The sequence below is a fragment of the Rhizobium sp. RCC_161_2 genome (assembly GCF_041355235.1).
In the GTDB taxonomy this organism is placed as follows: domain Bacteria; phylum Pseudomonadota; class Alphaproteobacteria; order Rhizobiales; family Rhizobiaceae; genus Rhizobium.
On the sequence record NZ_JBFUPL010000006.1, the window covers coordinates 46,880 to 66,324 of the forward strand.

The window sequence follows — 19,445 nt, forward strand, 5'->3', positions numbered from 1 at the left end:
CGCCGTCAGGGCTTACGCTGTCTCAGGTAACAGCGTTCCCCACCAATTTTTGTCCGCACCGGTATTCCCGGTTGCAAGGGGCTGTTGGCGAAGGTCTCTTCGATGCAGCGGCGGCGGTACAGTCGGTTGACGTCGGGCAATTTGCGATTCGGAAGCTTCCCATTCCTCGAGGATGAGATGCGCATTGGTGCCGCCATCGGCAAAACAGCTGAGCGCGGCAACCCTCGGCATGCGGAACCAGGGTTCATTCGTCCGATGGAAGAAGAATGGCGAGTTATCGATCGAGTAGTGGGTCATCGAATTGGTTCCCGACAGGAAAGGAACATGCTGTTTGTGCTTCAGCATCAGAGCCAGTTTGATCAGGCCGGCGATACCCTCGGCGCACAAAGGGTGTCCGATATTGGGTTTGATGGAACCAAGACCGCAAGGATCCTGACCGGAGGAGCGATAGACAGCCTCCATCGCCTTTAACTCCAGCAAGTCAGTGACCTCCGAGCCAGACCCATTGGCCTCGATGAAACTGATGTCGCCCGGCGCCTTGCCGCTTTTTGCCAAAGCCGCCTGCATCACCGCCTTTTGCGCCTGGATGCTCGGCGTGGTCGGACCCGCGGTGCGCCCGTCATTGTTGATGGCCAGCGCCTTGATCACGGCATAAATCGTATCGCCGTCCTTTTCCGCCTGCGCTCTGGTCTTCAACAGGACCAAACCGGCGCCTTCTCCCAGCACCACGCCTGCAGCTCGCTGGTCGAAGATATGGAAAGCCGGCTCAGGACTTAACAGGTTACGCTGCTGGAAGATGCGATGCGGTAGGTCATCCGTCAGCAGGTTAACGCCACCGACCACGGCAAATCTATTCTCCCCGCTGCGCAGACCCTCGATCGCAGAATGCATGGCGACCAGGGCCGACGAGCATGCCGTATCGATCACCAGACTGGGGCCTCTCAGATCGAAGAAGTGAGAGACGTTCGCCGCCATGTAGTTCTGGCCCCATACGACGATCGGGCTTTTCGCCTGGCGGATGATCGCGTCCGGGTCCTGCACTCGGCTCCGGGCGCCCAGATAAACCCCCGTTTCCGTTCCTTTCATTTCCGCCATGGAATATCCGGCATGGCTGAAAAGATTAAGCGTCTCCTCCAGTACCAGCAGCGCTTGTGGGTCCATCAGCCGGGCATCTGCTTCAGCGATCTGGAAGAAGTCCGGATCGAACCGCGTCACCGACTCCAGCAATCCGGCATGAAACGAGGACGTGTACCCCCAGCGCTCCCGCGGAACACTGGCAATGGCATTGCGGCCTTCGGACAACAAACGCCAATAGGCATGCAGATCGCGGGCGCCGGGGAAACGGCAAGACATGCCGATGATCGCGATATCGGTCGGCTGAGCATCCGCCGCAGGCCCGGCCTGCACTCCAGACGCGCTGCTGCGCCGCGGTAGGGCGGGTCCACCAACCGACACCTCGCCGTTTGGCTCCGTTGACGGGGAGGCCACCTCCAAGGGAACCGCGGCTGCATTCCCGATACCCAGGACTTTTCGCAGCGGCTCGTCATGGGTGCGAATGAGCCACGCGGCAAGCGCGTCTATGGTCGAGTAGTCGAAGAGGGCGGAAGGGTCCATCGGCTGCGCCAGCGTCTTGCCGATGGTCCGAGTAAACTGAGACAGGAGAATGGAATCCACGCCATAGTGATGGAAATCCGTGTCCGCCTGGACCGTTCCGGCGGGAATTTCCAGCTCGCTGCAAAACAGCGCCGTGAGCCAGACCCGCACGGTCTCCAAAGATATCTCGGGCCTGGTCTGTATCGATAACGCTTCCCTTGCAGCGGACCGGCCGGCCGACGCCCCGGTACCGGCTTCCACGATCTTGCGGTTCATCAATTGCCCGGGCTTCCATTGCTCGGGATTGATCACCGCCGGCAGAACCACTGGCGCCATGCGGGCGGATAGCACCTGATCCAGGAGTTGCAGCCCTTCCCGATGCGTATGGCTGCGCAGGCCCGTGGACGCATAGGCCGTGCTCTTCAGCTCGCCCTTTTCCGATTCTCCCCAATGAGGCCATTGAACACTGATGATCGGGAGATCGTTCATCTGTGCGCATGCCACGTAGTCCATGTAGGCATTGGCCATGGCATAATCGCTCTGGCTGGCGCCGAGTGAGGGAATGATGCCGGCGACGGATGAAAACAGGATCACGCAGCGCAAGGGGTCGGTCGCAACCTGTGACAGGATCAGATCCAGTCCGGAGATTTTGGGAGACAGCACCCGACGGAAGCCGGCGACGGATTTCCGGACGAAGGCCGGGGTATCCATATCCATCATGCCCGCGCAATGGATCAGTCCGGCGATGGGCCCCATATGCCGGCGCACATGGGCCAGACTTTCCCGGATCGCCGATTCATCCGTCAGCGGAATGGACATTACCTGCACATCGACGCCCTGTTCCACCAGCGCCAGTATCTCGGACATCTGCCGGGCGCGCGGATGGTTTTGCGCTATGCAATCAGGCCATTCATGCCGTGGAGGCCAGTTTTCTTGTCCCGAAAGCAGCAGCCGTCTGACGCCATAATGCTTGGCAATGTGCTGGGCGCACAGCAAACCCAGCCCGCGCGTTCCACCGGTGATCCACACCACCTCCTGGGCGGAAAACGCCGGTCTTGCGCCATCGGAAGTCGCTATGGTTTCCCGAAGCACCGCTTTATATCGCTGACCGTTGCGATAGCAGATCTCGGCCATCTGATCCCGGATGCGGAATTCCTCGGCAATCTGCCTAGCCAGCGCATGTCCGGCGATATCTGGATCGGCATCCATATGGCGGCTTTGTAAGGCCGAGTATTCGCTCTGCAACATTCGATACAGGCCGACACGGGAGGCGCCGGACAAGTTGACGGCAGAGTTGCCATGTATTTCAAGCCCGTGAGAGACGCAGAGCAACATGCGTTGCTCTTCAGGCTTTTCCGCAACGAGCCGCCGCAGCCATTCCAGCCATTCCAGGGACTCGTGCCGCTCCTGGCCGCATCCGATCAGGTCGATGCAGCCGGCAAAACCGGAGGGAGACGACCCTGACTGTTTCAGCAATACATCGATATCCTCTGGATGGAGAATCTCGCTTTCGGGAAGGATCCGGAGCAATTCCCTGGCCAGGGCTTGCGTTTCCCGGGTCGCCAGGATCGCGACCCTCTTGCCGACCGAAGGATGCGGATTGGCAGAGGCAGGCTCCCATTGTTTCGTCAAATAGCGAAAGTTCGCGTGCTCGGGGTATACTGCCGCGATCGGTTCGGAAATCGCCCTTTCCTGCTGCCCTGCTCGCTGCGACGAACGGTTGGCCTCTTCAGATGCCGACTTTTGGACAGCGTCGCCCGAAGCCATGTTTGAGGGCATGTTCTGCCAGTATCTCTCCCTGGCGAAAGGATAGGTGGGCAGACTTATCCGGCGAGGTTTGCCGCTCGGAAGATCGTCATAAAGCTGATGCCAGTCGATCTTGAGGCCTCTGACCCAAACCGCAAGCAGCTTCGAATATCTGCGCTTGTGCATCCATAGCCCGACCGTCGTTCCGATATCTTCATCTTCGGAAAAGAGCGCAAGGACGTCATCATGCTTCTTCGTCTGTCCACGATAGATATTTGCCGCGTCACGTCCGGCCAACACCGCCTTGCACGTCTCGATGAGATCCGCCCTTGTTTCGACGATCAGACCGATCCGCTCTTCCATTTCCATACGGCCCGTCTGCAGGGTGTAGGCAAGGTCCGCAAGGCTCAAGGATTCATGGTCGGTGACGTAGGCAAGCAGCTGCTCCATCATCATCTGAAGCCGTGCCTTGTTTCGCGCGGAGAGCACGATCAGGTAGGGCCCTTTTTCCTCGCCGGAGCGCGTAGGGCGGCGGTCGTTATAGGCTTCGAGAACAATGTGGGCATTGGTGCCGCTATAGCCGAATGAGCTTACCGCCGCCCGGCGTTTTTCTCCGGCGCCCACGTCCCACGGCTTGCATTCGGTATTGATGAGGAACGGCGAGTTCGCCAGACTGATGTGCTCATTCACCTGCTCGACATGCAGGGTCGGCGGCAGCTGGCGATGCTGGAACGCCATCAGCATCTTGATCATTCCGGCGACGCCCGCGGCCGCCAGAGTGTGGCCGACATTGCTCTTTACGGAGCCCAGCGCGCAGAATGCCTGTCGATCCGTATAGGATTGAAAGGTTTCGATCAGCGCATCGACCTCGATCGGATCTCCCAGCTTCGTCCCGGTTCCATGCATCTCCACATATTGGAGCCCGGACGGATTAATGCCGAACTTGTCGTAAACGTCCCGCTGCAACCGGATCTGAGCATCCTGGTTCGGCGCCGTGATGCCGTTCGTGCTTCCATCCTGGTTGACGCCCCATGCCCGGACCAGACCGTAGATGATATCGCCATCCCTTTCCGCATCCGCCAGCCGCTTCAAGGCGACGACGCCGACCCCTTCCCCGGGGACAAAGCCATTGGCGCGCTGGTCGAGGGTAAAGCAGCGCCCGTCATTCGAGAGCATGCCCGCCTTGCTCGCCATGATATGGATGGCGGGGCCGGTCAGGACCGAAACGCCTCCGGCAAGCGCAAGATCGCTGTCGCCCAGGAGCAGGCTGTTGCAGGCCTGCGCAACGGCGACCAAAGAGGCGGAGCATGCAGTGTCGATGGTAAGGCACGGCCCTTGCAAATTTAGGAAGTAGGCAATCCGGGCAGCAAGGATCGAAGGGCTTGCGCCGATGAACCGCTGGGCATTGATGCCGGAGGCCATCTGGTCCTGCCCATAATTGCCGTAGCCCACGAAGACGCCGCAGCGGCTGCCAGAGATCTTATCGGTGGCATAACCGGCATCTTCCAGGCAGCTCCATGCTTCCTCAAGAAACAGTCGCTGCTGAGGGTCCATGTGCCGGGCCTCCAGCGGCGAGATGTGGAAGAACATCGGATCAAAGCAATCCGCGTCGTCCAGGGCACCCATGAACCGGCAATTCGTCTTTCCTGGCGTCTCCTGATTATCGTCGTAGTAGTCGGCCATGGACCAGCGATTTTCCGGTACCTCGCCAATGCAATCCCGCTTGTTCCTTATCGCCTCCCAGAACTCGGATTTATTGCGGGATTGCGGAAACCGGCAGGACATGCCGATAATCGCAATGTCGGTTTCATTCCCGCGGGAATAGGGCTTGGCAGTTGAAGCCGGCGTAGGATGCGGCGTTTCCTTTTGTAGCGGTCGCGATACGGCGACATCAGCCTGATTGTTGAATAGGCCCTGTTTCTTTCCTTCATCCAGCAGATAGCGCGTGAACGTCCGCAAAGTGGGATAGGAGAAGAGTTTGGCAGCTGGAACCAGAAGACCAAACGTTTCGCTGATCCGGTTCATCCAGCTCACGCCGATGGCGGAGTTCAAGCCGAGATCGAAAAACTTCGTTTCATCCTGGATTTCAGCGTCCTGGATTCCCAGTTCCTCGGCCAGCATCCTTTTGATGGCTCTGGATAGGGTATCCGGCTGCATCTGGATCGAGCGGCCTTTATTCGCAGCATCATAAGCCACGGATGGTCTCTCGGCGCGCAACACAGCAGCCCCATACTCAGCGAACGGCTTGACGGCAATCAGGCCAACATGCTCGAAACCGCCGGCCATTTTGACGCCATTCACCTCAACAGCCAGGCCCTCGAACCCGACCTTTTCCACGTCGAAACCCGCGGCGACGGCTTCCCGGCTAAGAATGTCCGGATCGATCAGATTGATCGACCCAACACCTTTCAACGCTTCCATGGCATGGCTGCCGGAATCCCACGCATGAGCGGCACCCGCTCCGCTTCGCTGTGAAAAGAAGCTTTCGAGATCCTCTATGTATCCCGGCCACAAATCCCCTGCCTCTTTCGCCGCTTCGTAGTCGCTCAACTTCGCGGCCCAGTGCGGAAAGTAAGGCGTATCGCAGGTTACGAATAATTTGCCGCCGGGCTGGAGCCATCGGAACAACTTGGCCATGGTCTCCTGAAGCGCCTGGGGATTGAGGAAATGCAGCACGCGACCGGCATGAATTGCCGCAAAGCGGTTTTCATCGAGATCAAGCGCCGGCAGCATGCCTTGCTGGGTCGAGATCCTGCTTCTGGCTTCGCCACGCACCTGTTCCGTCAGGATTTCCAGATGCCGGGGGTCCATGTCGACGGCGAAAACGCGGGCTCCCCGTTCGAGCGCCGACAAGGACGCCCCTCCGTAGGCGCAACCGAGATCGAGGACCTCCCCTTCGCATTGTCCAGCATAGTCGACGAAGGATTCCGAGCAGGCGAGCAGTTGCTTCGTCATCGTGCCGGTGCCGTTCAGGGTCGGGATCATACCCTTCACCTCACCCGGCATGGCGGCAGACGCCACTTTGGCTTGCGACGATTGCGGCGTGGTCACGCCATCCGGCGCCTGAACCCAGTATCGAGCCCTTGAGAAAGGAAATGTCGGCAGGACAATCTTTTTCGGTTTGGAGGCATCATGCAGATTGCCCCAATCGAATACCCGTCCCCGCAGCCAGAGCTGCGCCAACTCCCTGAGATCGGCCCGCGCAAGCGCCGCCTTGTCGAGGCTGCTGGCCTCCTCCTCGGATGCGCCCCACCAGCAATCATCCGGCGAACTTCTGCCGTTGACCACTTGTCGCAACTTGTCGAGGAGATCCGGCAGGCTTTTGGCCAGAAGCGCCATGCGATTTGCGAGGGGCTCTCGCCCAACCTGAAGGGTATGGGCGATGTCGGCTAGCTCGACGGCATCGAATCCGTAATGTCTATATTCCTTGGTTTCAAGATAGCGAAGAAGGCGCCCCGCCATGGGAACGAGCTGATCCGCTTTTCGCGCCGACAGAACGATGAGTTCCTCACGGTCTCCCGACCGCGGTGGCCTGCTGTCCGACGGAAGATGCTCTTCCAGGACCAGATGTCCGGTTACGCCGCCAAAGCCAAAATTGTGGACCCCTATCCGTCGCGGAACCTGTCTGCCTTGCACCCATTTTGACGGCCAGGGCTGGTGATCGCTCAAGACCTCGCAGGAGAACGGCTCGTCGTCCGGTTCCCAGTTCAGCGCCTTGAAATTCTCCACCTTGATCAGCTGGTTGTTCTTCAGCGACAGCAGGGCCTTGATCAGGGCGATGACCCCGGATGCGCCGGCGAAATGTCCCACATGGCCTTTTATCGTGCCGATGGGAACCGGTGTGGCTTGATTTGAAAAGACCTGGTGATAGGCTTTGAGTTCGACCATATCCGCCACCGGATTGGCCGTTCCCTGCCCTTCGATGTAATCGATGTCCTTCGGTTGCAGACGTGCTTGCTGCAATGCTTCCTCAATCACCTCACGATGCGAGACCGGATTGGGGAAGGTCAGGATCACGCCCTGTCCGCCATGTCGGACCGACATGCCTTTGATGACACCGTAAATATGGTCGCCGTCCCGCTGCGCGGATGCGAGGGGTTTCAACAGGACCAGACCCAGGCCATCGCTGAAGAAATGACCCGTGGCGTCCCGGTCGAACGGTTTGACGTGGTCCTCGCCGGTAAACAGTCCGAGCTTGCGGTTGCAGATAAAAACGTCCGGCGCCAGGATAAGATTTACGCCGCCCGCCAAAGCCACCTCGGCATCGCCATTCTGCAAGCTTCTCACGGCGCCGTGCAGCGCCGTAAACGAGCTTGAGCACGCCGTATCGACCGCTAGCGTCGGACCCTTCCAGCCAAAATAATGTGAGATCCGGTTGACCAGCATCGCATGGCTGTTTCCGGTATTCAGATATCCATCGACCGGATTGCCCATCGAGCGGATCTTGTTCGCATAATCCTGCCGCTCGACGCCGACGAAGCATCCGACTTTCTGTCCGAATAGGGCACTTTTGGCATAGCCCGCATTTTCCAGGGTTTCCCAGGTCGCCTCCAGCAACAGGCGTTGCTGCGGGTCCATCAGGATTGCTTCTCGCGGAGACAGCTTGAAATGCAGGGGATCGAAATGGCCGATATCGTCGATGAAGGCGCCACGGTGACAATCCGTTTTGTCCGCCTGCTCCGGATCGCCGTCATAGGCTTGCCACGACCAGCGATCTTCGGGGATCGATGAAACGGGTGATTTATCCTCGAGCAGATTGCGCCAAAATTCACTCAGATCCTGCGCACCGGGCAATTTGCCGCCCAGCCCGATGATGGCGATATCCCGCGTGTCGGAAACAGGCTGAATAGACGCCGGCATTGGATCTTGTTCTGCCGATCTTCCTACTGCTTCATGATGAGCTGCGGACGATTCCGGAGGTTTCGTCTCCTGCTTCGGCAATCGCTGATACATGAAAGCGCTGAGCGACTTCAGCGTCGCATGCTCCATAAAGGTCGCAGGCGCCAGACGAATGCCGTATTCGTCCAGAATCTTTTGGGAGAAGGCCGTCAGGGTGACAGAGCTGAAGCCATAATTGCTGAGATTCTGTTCCAGCCCGATCTCTTGCGGGTCCAGCTTCAGCGTTCTTGCCAGCAGGCGCTTGACCTCGTCCGAGAACACCGCCTCGGCCACGACGCCGTCATTGCTTTCACCCGCGACAGCACCATCATCGGTCGCCTGCAGCTCTTCGTGCGCCGGCTTGATGAACTGCGTATCCCATGACAGCACGATGGGGTCACCGCGATAATTCTGCGCCTGTCGGTGGTCTTCGGCGGTAATCTCCTGACGCGCCGCCAGGTCGCGCATGACCTCATCGCCCAGGCCGGCCAGCAAGCGATATTTCACCCTCTGCAATGCCGGGTCCTGATCATCCTGCGGAATGAAGGACCGCTGGATGGATCTGGAGAGTATAGTCTGCGCCTCCGGGGCGGCGTGAGGGCCACGCAAACGGTACATTGGCGGGAAAGACGGCGTATTCAGGCAGCGCCAGAACGCCCCGAACTCCTGTTCCGGTCTCGGCAATAGGCCCAGTTTCAATCCAATGATGACATTGGATAGCGGCGCGACGACGATATCCCGCTTGTCGATGCGATGCTCAAGCTCTTCCCGGCTGAACTGATAGTGGCCGGAGATGACCTGCGCGTACCAGCGCGCCACCATTTCGAGATACGGCAGCGTGCCCGTCGTTCCCACGTTTTGAATGCCGTATGCATTCACAAGGCTCGGGTTGCGACGGTAGAACAGCCCCATCGCGAAATCGTCTTGCATCGAGAACTGCTTTACGTGCTCGAAAGACCTCGCATCATCATAGCCGGTGCACATGACCACCATATCGAGGTCTTTGACTTCCGTGCCGGACGTCTCGAATACGCATCCGCTCGCGGTAAATCGCGCTATGTCTTCAACAAAGGTCTGGATCGCTCCATCCGCCACGCGCTGGATGACGCCGTCGTTGATATGCACAAAAGGATTGGCCCTGAAATCTCTGACACCCGGAAACAGGCCGCTTTTCTGATAAGCGGCGTAATAATCCGGCATCGAGTTTTTCAGACGCTCCATGATAACGCTGTTATCCGGCGATATCAGCAGGTTGGCTGGAGAGATGAAGTCATTCGGCAGGTAGCCGACCATGCGCGGCAGGACGAATTTCAACGAGCGCATCGACCAATAGACGGTGCGGGCGACATGGCTGGCTTCCTCGGCAATATCCATGCCGCTGACACCATTGCCAATCACCAGAACACGTTTGCCCTCGAAGATGCGATTGTCATAATACTGCCCCGAATGCAGCACTTGCCCCCGGAAATCGCGGAGGCCTTCCACTGCGGGGAAGGCGGGATGATGATAGCGGCCATGGCACAGGGCGACACCATCGAAGTGATCGACCTGGTGTTCGCCGCCCTGCCTCACCTCCACGCGCCACTGTCCGCCTGCTTCGCTGACGGCCAGGACCTTGCTGCCGTAATGAATCCTTCGCTTCAGATCGAATTTTTCCGCATAGGCCTCCAGATAGTCGCGCACCTGTTTGGCGCCCGGAAACAGCCCCTGTTCGGCATTCGGCGGAAAATCGGAGAAGAAACTGGTGTCGGCGGAATTCTGGAAACGCGTGCTCTTGTAAACACCGGAGCCCTTATGCTCTCTTAAATTCCACACGCCGCCGAAAGTATCCGCGGCCTCATAGACGACAGGTTCATGTCCCTCTTCCAGCAGCGATTTGGCCATGACCAATCCGGCCGGACCGGCTCCGACAACGCAAATACGCTTTTTCATATCGGCTTGTTTCATCGGGACATTGATCTCCGCGGCCGCTGTATTTTCCCGGCCTGCCCAATATGCCCGCCGTTCGAACGGATAGGTGGGCAGAGCCACTTTGCTGACCTTGCCATCTCGTTCAAAGCCGGCCCAGAGAACTTCGGCGCCATCGATCCAGGCACGCGCGATCGCCTCAAAATCCCGGCTGGACCAGGCTCCGGCGAAATCGCTTTCGGATGCATCACGATGGACAGGCTTTTCGGGAGCCGTGCCGGACAGAACCATTGATGCCTGGGAGCTGATGCCGCCGATGAAGCTTCCCAGCCCCTGCACCAGTTCATCCGGATTACGTGCCAGAATGACCAGGCGCTCCCTCATCGCCTCGCGGCCAACCTGAAGCGTGTAGGCCAGATCACGCAAAGCAGTCCGTGGGTGAGCCTGAACGAAGGTCCGCAAGTTTTCGGCCATCACCTTCAGCCGGTCTTTGCTCCTCGCCGAAAGAATGATGATTTCCGGTGACGTGCCCGGCGCCTGTGCAACCGATCGCACGCTTTCTTGCGCCGAGGGATATTCTTCCAGAACAAGATGGGCGCTGGCGCCAAAGCCATAGCTATTTATGCTTGCCCTGCGAGGCAGAGCCTGCCCCCTGTCGTCGTTTCGCGCATGCCAGTGCTGGCTGTAACGGACTATCTCGAAAGGGGTTCCGGTGAGGGAGAGGCCTTCATGCAGGCCGGAGAAGCGGGCAAGCCCCGGAATGACCTGCTGGCGCAAAGCCAGAGCCACCTTTATCAAGGCAGCCATGCCTGAAACGATTTCCCCATGCCCCATGGTCGGCTTCAGGCAGCTCAGGTAACAGACGGCTTCTCTATCGCCGCCGACCTCATATCGGCCGGCCGCATCCTTGTATCCCGATTTCAGTGCATCGATTTCAATGCTGTCGCCGACCGGAGAGGCGATGCCGTGAGTTTCGATATAGGCGACGGTTCTGGGATCGACATCGGCGGCTGTATATGCACGGATCATGGCCGACCTCATGCCTTCTCCGTTCGGAGACGTCAGCGACATGCCCTTGCCGCCATGCGATACGCCCGAGCCCTTCAGCAGGGCATAGACGACGTCTCCGTCCGCCAATGCCTTGCTCAGCGGCTTTAGCACCACGACCCCGACACCTTCCGCCCGCAGATAACCACTCGCACCGATTTGGAAGGACTTCACTTCATTCTGCGCCGACAGCAGCCCCATGGCTTCATATCGGCTGAAGCCTTTGGGCGAGAGCAATAGGTTCACCCCACCGACGATGGCTTGCTCGCATTCGCCGGCACGCATCGACTGGATGGCACGATGGATGGCGACCAGCGACGAAGAGCAGGTGGTTTCACACAGCTCGCTAGGCCCCTGCAGATTCAATGTATAGGAGATGCGGCTGGGGATCATCGCAGTTGCTTCGGAGGTGATCCCGTAGACGCTGTCTTCCGCGTCCACAGCAATGCAATCCTTGTATTCACCCGCCGACGCGGCGATGAACACCCCGGTTGTCTGCTGCGACAGGCTGGAAGGAGCAATCCCGGCGTGCTCCAGAGCTAGCCAGGAATAGGTCATCAGCAATCGCTGCTGCGGATCCATCAGCTCTGCTTCACGGGGCGCTATGCCAAAGAACAACGGGTCGAATTCATCGATTCCGTCGATGAATCCGCCCCATTTAACTCTCGTCTTCCCTTTTTCTTTGACCGGATCTCCGTAATGGCTTTTCCAGCTCCAACGCGTTTCGGGAACCTCGACAATGCAGTTTCGGCCCTGCTCGACATTCTCCCAGAATGTCTCCAGATCATTTGCACCGGGAAATTTACCCGCCATTCCAACGATCGCGATGAGATCCGTATCATCCCCATCAGCCATGCTTGGCCTCGAATGATGCTCTCGGCTTGGTAAGTTACGACTTCCCTTTTCCTCCGCGAGACTCGATATGTACCGGCTCAATTTCCTGATCGTGGTATGGGAAACCAGCGTAGCCAGCGTCATCTCGCAGCCAAAAGCCTGATTGATCCGTTCAACCAAGGCAGTGGCGGAAACCGAGGTGCCGCCCATATCGAAGAATGCGTCGTCCGGGCCGATGTTTCCGAAATGAAGCACATCTTTCCATATCGACCAGATCTGCTGTTCCAGCGCAGATTCAAGGGGCGGCAGCGCTTCGGACCGGAACAATTCCAGCTCGCGTTCCATCAGCGCCTTGCGGTCGGTCTTCCCGTTCGGCGTCAGCGGCAGGGCCTGCAGGTGAACGAATAGGTGGGGCACCATATAGTCGGGAAGATGCTCTTTCAGATGCGTCCGCAATGACTGCGGCTCAAGCTCCTCGGAGGCCTGCGCCATGTAGTAGCACACCAGATGCTGGGTCTCTTCATGGGTCTTCACCACGACCACGCCGTCTTGTATTGCAGGATGCTGATTCAGCCGTGCCTCAATCTCCCCAAGTTCAATCCGAAATCCCCGGATTTTCACCTGGTGATCGATACGGCCGAGGTAGTCGATGGTCCCATCGGCACGCCAACGCGCAAGATCTCCCGTCCGGTAAAGCTTTGAATCTCCAAGAAAGGGATTGGTTATAAATTTTTCAGCGGTGATATCAGGCCGGTTCCAGTAGCCTTTCGCCAAACCGTCTCCCGCGATGCAAAGTTCGCCAGCGGCACCGACGGGAACCGGTTGAAGCTTTTTGTCGACAATGTAGATTTGTGTATTGGCGATCGGCTTGCCGATGTTGACGTGGCTTTCGCCGTCGAGATGCTGCAACGTCGACCAGATCGTCGTCTCGGTCGGTCCATACATATTCCAGACATCACAATTTGCGGCGATGAACTTGCGCCTCAATGTGTCCGGAAGAGCCTCTCCTCCGCACAGGATCTTCAGCCGCTCTTCATTGTCCCATCCGGCGTGAAACAACATGGTCCACGTCGCCGGCGTTGCCTGCATCACCGACGGCTTGATCCTGCGGATTTCCTGCAGCAAACTTTTGCCGTCCCGGGCGACATCCTCACTGCAAATGAAGCACTGGCCGCCCTTCAACAGAGGCAGATATAATTCCAGCCCCGAGATATCGAAACAATAGGTGGTGACCGCCAGAAGCTTGTCCGTACTTTGCAGTCCGGGTTGTTCACCCATCGAAACAAGGAAATTGGTCAGCGCCCGATGAGGAATCATCACCCCTTTGGGCCTGCCCGTACTCCCTGAGGTATACATCAGATAAGCAAGATCATCAGGCTGCACATCTTTCCGCAGCTCACAGGCTCCCTGGGTACCGCCGACGATCACATCCCAGTCACGATCCAGCGCGACGGCTTGCACCTGCTCTCCCGCCCATGCCGCAACGTTGGAAACCAGACGTTCCTGGGTCAGGATAAGCTGGACACCGCTATCTTGCGCCATATACTTTAATCGGTCTTCCGGATAATCGGGCCCCAAGGGCACATAGGCCCCACCGGACTTCAGAATCCCCAGAAGCCCGACGACCATATCCAGGGAACGCTCGACGCAGAGGCCGACCAGAACGCCCGGACCAATTCCCCTTGACTGCAACCATTTTGCTAGCGAGGCGCTTCGATGATCCAAGTCCCGATAGGTAAGATATCGCTCTCCGAAGAAAATCGCCGGCTTGTCAGGTGTTCTTAGCGATTGGATCTCGAACAGGTCGTGAAAACACGTATCCGCAGGATATTCAAACTTCGTGTTGTTCCATTCATGAAGCAAATCCTGCAGATCTGTTTCCGGCAGAATGGAATAATCCTCCGGAAACAGATCCGGTGCCGACAAGATGGATTCAAGCAAATGAAAATACTGATGCCGGACCCGTTCTATGGTAGGGGCATCAAATAGATTTGCATTATATCTCAGGTAAAAGACAAAAGAGTCGTCTTCCTCGATCACCTCGACGAATAATTCATATCGAGGCGGCTGGTCTGTGCTGACTATGGGGTAGAAACCGCCCGGTTCATCTTTTGCCGATCGGTAGGAAAACAGGATTTGAAAATCGGCGCCGTTTAACGGGGAGGAAGCATCTGTTTCCGCTATTGATGTTGTTTGTTCGGAAAAATATGCGTGGATATGTTCAAATAAATTCCGGAAAGATCTGCTGCCGACGTCTTCGGTCTTGATCGGCAGGATGTCAGCGAACATGCCATTTATGTTGCCGCGCCGATGAGGCGGCAGCATACCGACCACTATATCCTGCTGCCCCGTATAACGGCTCAAATAGACATGAAGCGCACCAAGGAAGGTGGCGCAAAGCGCATCCCTGTCGAGAGCCGAAAAGTCACTCACTCTTTGGCACAATTTTTCCGGAAGAACATATCTGAGATATTGTAGAATCGCGGCGGTCGAGGACCGAGGGCGATCAGTAGGCACATCTAACATCTGAACTCCATGCGACAAGAGAACTTTAGATCGAATACGCGATGCCAACCGCGTATCGAGATGTTGGAGCTTACGGAGCCATGAGGTTAAGTCGGCCTGCCCAGCGATTAGTACGTAGGCGGGAGCGAGGATCTGGACAGATGCGCTAAATGAAATAAATGTGATATTAGCGCTCGTTGGATAGAATCAGCGTTCTTGTCATAAGAGCTGTGCGCTGCGGAACGAATGCACGTTATCGTCGCCACAGGGGGAGTGAAAAACCAACAGTCTAGGGGTATCGCCAAGTTGTTTGAAGCAAGTTGCGCGCGAGCAACTGGACCGAGCTCAGGCGGTCATTTCTTCGGTATAGTCATGCCGGAGGGCAAACGCATCCGCCCTGGCTCGACGGCAAGAGGTGGCATTCATTTTGTGGCGGCGGGGGCGGAAGATCACATTGAGCTGGTCGTGAGCAGCAAGGAACCTCTGCGCTTGCCGGGGTGATTTGAACCGCCCGAATATCTTCTCCCGCTTTCGGGTCGGCCTGTGCGAGACTTCGACCGCGTTGTTGAGTCCTTTGTGGGCCCGATGCTCGGCGCCCGCGGCCAGGGTTCGGATCGGCTTGATATAGCTGCGGAGTTTGTCCGTAACCACAACCCTTGGCGTACCGAACCGGGTCATCAGGCCACGCAGGAAACGCCTCGCGGCCTTGGCGTCTCGACGTGGCTGAACCAGAATGTCGAGCACATTGCCGTCCGCATCGGTGAACCGCCATAGCCAATGCTTTGTGCCATGGATCGTGATCACGACCTCATCGACGTGCCATTTGTCGCGAGGCGCAGGCCGATCGCGCCGGACGCAATCTGCGAAATGGCGACCGAAGCGATTGCCTCAAGGCCGGATTGTTTCCCGGCTGACAATGACGCCACGTTCCGCGAGCAGATCTTCCACGTCGGCCGTGCTGAGCGCAAAGCAATGATAAGCCCACACCGCATAGGCGATGATCTCACGAGCAAAGCGAAAGCCTTTCAGGCGCGGCATTCGATACGGGGTATTCATCCAGCTCGAATAGCCCACGCAGACAAGTCAAACAACTTGGCAATACCGGCAAAAAGCATCGGCCAGGCGACTAAGCCAACTGACGACTGCGCAGAGGTGTTCGATCACGATACGATCCTGAAGATTGAATAGCTATTTGCCGATACCGGTGGCGCCAGCGACCATATCACTGTTCTGTTTGTCCTCATCGACAAGCCTTTCGCTCCTTGACTGCGCAACATCAAAGGCTGGAATTTTCGCAAATTCGAAAACGTCGATGCCTATCCTTACAGGTGCCCGTTGACGCTGCTTCAAATACTGCGGCCATTCGCCTGAAATCCCTAATGTTGATAAGCTCCATTGCCGCATCTGCGTTGCTCAATTCGCACCAATTTTTCTTGACTCAATAAATCATATTATATAGCTCCTAGCGTCGCGTGTAGGGATTAATGACTTCGCGTTTTTAGCGAATCCAAGGGGCATAGTGTGAATAAGCGTATTGGACTTCTGTCCGCGCTGATGGCGGGAGTGTGCACTCCCGCGGTGGCGCAGACTGCGACCGAGTTGCAGCCCATCATCGTCAAGGCATCGGAAAACCCGACTGCCCTGCCGGAGGAATATCCGGGCGGACAGATTGCAAAAGGCGGCCGCGTCGGGATGCTCGGCAACCGCGACGTGATGGATACACCCTTCAGCACGACGAGCTATACGGCCAAGACGATCGAGGACAAGGGGGCAAGCACTGTCGCGGACGTGGTTGCGAACGATCCGTCGGTCAGGAACACCCACGCCTCCGGCGGCATGCTCGATTCCTTCTATATTCGTGGCTTCCCCGTCAACGAAGGCAATTTCGGGGAAGTTGCCTTCGACGGTGTCTATGGCATCGCACCAACCTATCGTGTCTTCACCGATTATGCGGAACGGGTGGAAGTGCTGAAAGGACCAAGCGCACTGCTCTACGGCATTTCACCGAACAGCAGTGTCGGCGGCGCGATCAATATCGTGCCCAAGCGCGCCCCGGCCGAGGATCTGACGCGGGTGACCACCGATTACACGTCCGATCTGCAGGGCGGCACGCATCTCGATTTTGCGCGGCGATTCGGTGAAGAGCAGCAGTTCGGCATGCGCTTCAATGGCAGCCTGCAGGGCGGGAACACCCCGATCGACGATCAGACACAGCAAGCCTATGTCGGCGCGCTTGCTCTTGACTACCAGGGGGAGAACTTTCGCGCGACTGTCGATGTCATTGGCCAGAAGCAGCATTTCGACGCTCCGCAGCGCCCCTTCTTTCCAGTGGCAGGGATCGCCATTCCCGATGCGCCCGACGGCCGGCTGAATATTCAGGAGCCTTGGGAATGGTCGAGGAGCCGGGATTTTTCCTGGCTGACCCGCGCCGAATATGATGTCAGCGATACGGTTACGATCTTCGGCGCGGTCGGCGGCGGCAACTCACATGTCGCAAGACTTTTCGGCACGCCAACACTTTTGAATTCGAGCGGCGATGTCAGCGTCATACCGCAGAACTTTGTGTTCGACGTTGACAGAGTGACGGCCGAAACCGGTGCGCGCGCAAAGTTTGACACCGGTCCGGTCTCGCACGCCGTCACCTTACAGGCCACCTACTTGCGACAGACATTGGATCGCGGTTCCAATTCGGGCACTGCGCAGCTCACCAATATCTATGATCCGGTATTGCGTCCCGAGCAGAACGTGCTGGCGCCGCGAAACGTGGGAAGAGCATCGGAAAGCAACCTGTCGGGCATTGCACTGTCGGATACGCTTTCGATCCTCGACGAACGCGTGCAATTGACGGTTGGCGGCCGCTGGCAGTCGATCGATTCGAAGAATTTCAACGCAACGACGGGAGCGGTCACCTCGTCATCCGACGAAACCGCGGTCACACCGCTGATCGGTCTCGTGGTCAAGCCATGGGAAAACGTATCGCTCTACGCCAACTATATCGAAGGTCTCGGCATTGGCGACACCGCGCCGGCGACAGCCGTGAATGCCGGCGAAACGTTGGCGCCGTATCGCACGAAGCAGTATGAGATCGGTGCAAAGTTCGATCTTGGGCGGGTGATCGTCAGCACTGCCGTTTTCCAGATCGAAAAGCCTTTCGGACAGCTTGAAAGCCAGGGATCCGGACTGGTCTTCGTGAACGGAGGAGAACAACGCAATCGCGGCCTGGAGATCAATGTCGCTGGCGAAGTTACCTCCGATGTGCGGCTGCTTGGCGGGGTAGCGTTCATCGACGGCAAGCTCACCAAAACCAATAATGCGGCCACGGTCGGAAACAAACCGATCGGCGTCCCCTCAGTCCAGGCCAATCTCGGTGCCGAATGGGACACACAATTTCTGGAAGGTCTGACGCTTGCGGCGAACATGATCTACACTGACGGGCAATTCGCCGACACTGCCAACAAGCAGGAACTTGCCTCCTGGACGCGGTTCGATCTCGGCGCGCGTTATGCGACTGAAATCCAGCAACGGCCGGTGACTTTCCGTGCCTCCGTCGAGAACGTCTTCAACAGGGACTATTGGTCGGGCGTTGCAAGCTTCGGCACCATCTCACAAGGGGCGCCCTTGACCGTCAAGCTGTCGATGACAACCGACTTCTGAGGAACAGGACTTCCTGGATCGCCGTGTAAATCGTCGGCGCGCCTGCTCAATTTTGACAGGCGCGCCTTTTCTTGCGAGCAGCTCGACAAGACAAAAGGCCGACGCAGGAAATAGAACTCCGTCGGCCATCACACTTTTTGAGAAGCAGGTTCTTACGGCGCTTTTGACGTCAGGCTGACGCTATAACCCGGCTTGTAGGCGATCGGCAAAAAACGCCGATGATATTCCGCGAAAGTCGCATCGGGATCGAGATCGGCGAAGAGATCAGGATGAAACCACTTTGCCAATTGCTGAATGGCGACGAACTCATAGGGGCTGTTGTAGAACTGGTGCCAGATGCCGTGGAAATTGCCGGTCTTCTGCGCCTGAGTCCCGGTATAGGCATCACGCGTCGAATACCATTCAAGCTTTTTCCGCAGTATCTCGGGATCTGCACCCGGACCGAGCGGGATCCAGTGACCGCCCGGAGCATAGGCCTTCCAGTCGGAACTGGTGACAACGACGTGCTGCGGGTCCGAAACGATGACCTGCTCGGGATTGATCTGACCGAAGGTCGTCGGCAGAAAGTCGCTGCCGATATTGTGACCGCCAGCCACTTCGACATATCTGCCGAAATTTTCCGCGCCAAAGGACAGGCAGCAATCGTCCGAATAGCCGCCGATGCGCTCGATGAACACGCGCGGGCGATCCGGTTTCACTTTATCGAGCACGTCGGTGACGCGGGCGACCGCTTGTCGGCGGAAGGCAATGATTTCCTCGGCCCGCTCCTTGCGATCCATAATCTCGCCCAGCAGGCGGATAGTCCGCTCTGTGTTTTCGAGCGGATGGTGGCGGAAATCGACATAAAGCACCGGGATACCCAGAGAGGCGAGCTTGTCGACATAATTGGCATCCTCATTGGCCCGCATAGCCTCGATGTTGAGGAGGACCACGTCGGGTTTGCGAATAATGGCCGATTCGATATCGATCAGGCTGCCTTCCTGTCCCGAAAAGGTCGGCAATTTCGCAAGATCAGGAAAAACCTCGAGATATTGGGCATAGGTTCCCGGATCGGCTTGGATCAAGTCATTGCGCCAGGCGACGATGCGCGACAGCGGGTCCTTGGGCTCCAGCGAGGCGATCAGATAGAGTTGCCGGCCCTCCCCGAGCAGGATGCGTTTGACCGGCGCATTAAGCGTCACCTTGCGATTGGCCACGTCGGTGACGGTGATCGGTGACTGCCCTTCCTGCGCCAAGGCCGGGGCGTGCCAAAAGGCGAGCAGCACCAGAACGGCCATTGC

4 protein-coding genes and 1 pseudogene are annotated in these 19,445 nt (G+C 57.7%); 1 reads left to right on the forward strand and 4 read right to left on the reverse strand.

From position 1 onward, the window contains the following. Window positions 1-12 precede the first annotated feature (12 nt). The 3 genes and pseudogenes from AB6803_RS16870 to AB6803_RS16880 all read right to left on the reverse strand — a co-directional run bounded on the left by AB6803_RS16870 (window position 13) and on the right by AB6803_RS16880 (window position 15,915). Window positions 13-14,580 carry an amino acid adenylation domain-containing protein gene (locus tag AB6803_RS16870; RefSeq protein WP_371109971.1) on the reverse strand — a complete coding sequence of 4,856 codons (14,568 nt, stop codon included), beginning with the start codon at window positions 14,578-14,580 and terminating at the stop codon, window positions 13-15. Between the two features lie 276 nt (window positions 14,581-14,856). Further along, a pseudogene (locus AB6803_RS16875) lies at window positions 14,857-15,567 on the reverse strand (IS6 family transposase). A gap of 132 nt (window positions 15,568-15,699) precedes the next feature. Next, window positions 15,700-15,915: a hypothetical protein gene (locus tag AB6803_RS16880; protein WP_371110265.1), complete on the reverse strand. Its 216-nt coding sequence runs from the start codon at window positions 15,913-15,915 to the stop codon at window positions 15,700-15,702. A 150-nt stretch (window positions 15,916-16,065) separates the two neighbouring features. On the opposite strand from AB6803_RS16880, the gene AB6803_RS16885 reads away from it, so the two are divergent. Next, entirely contained in the window at window positions 16,066-18,165 is a 2,100-nt protein-coding gene (locus AB6803_RS16885; protein WP_371110245.1) for a TonB-dependent receptor, read from the forward strand. Between the two features lie 152 nt (window positions 18,166-18,317). Here the strand turns inward: AB6803_RS16885 and AB6803_RS16890 are convergent, their stop codons facing one another. Further along, complete coding sequence (locus AB6803_RS16890) at window positions 18,318-19,442, reverse strand: ABC transporter substrate-binding protein (RefSeq protein WP_371110246.1); 1,125 nt, start codon at window positions 19,440-19,442, stop codon at window positions 18,318-18,320. Window positions 19,443-19,445: the final 3 nt, after the last annotated feature.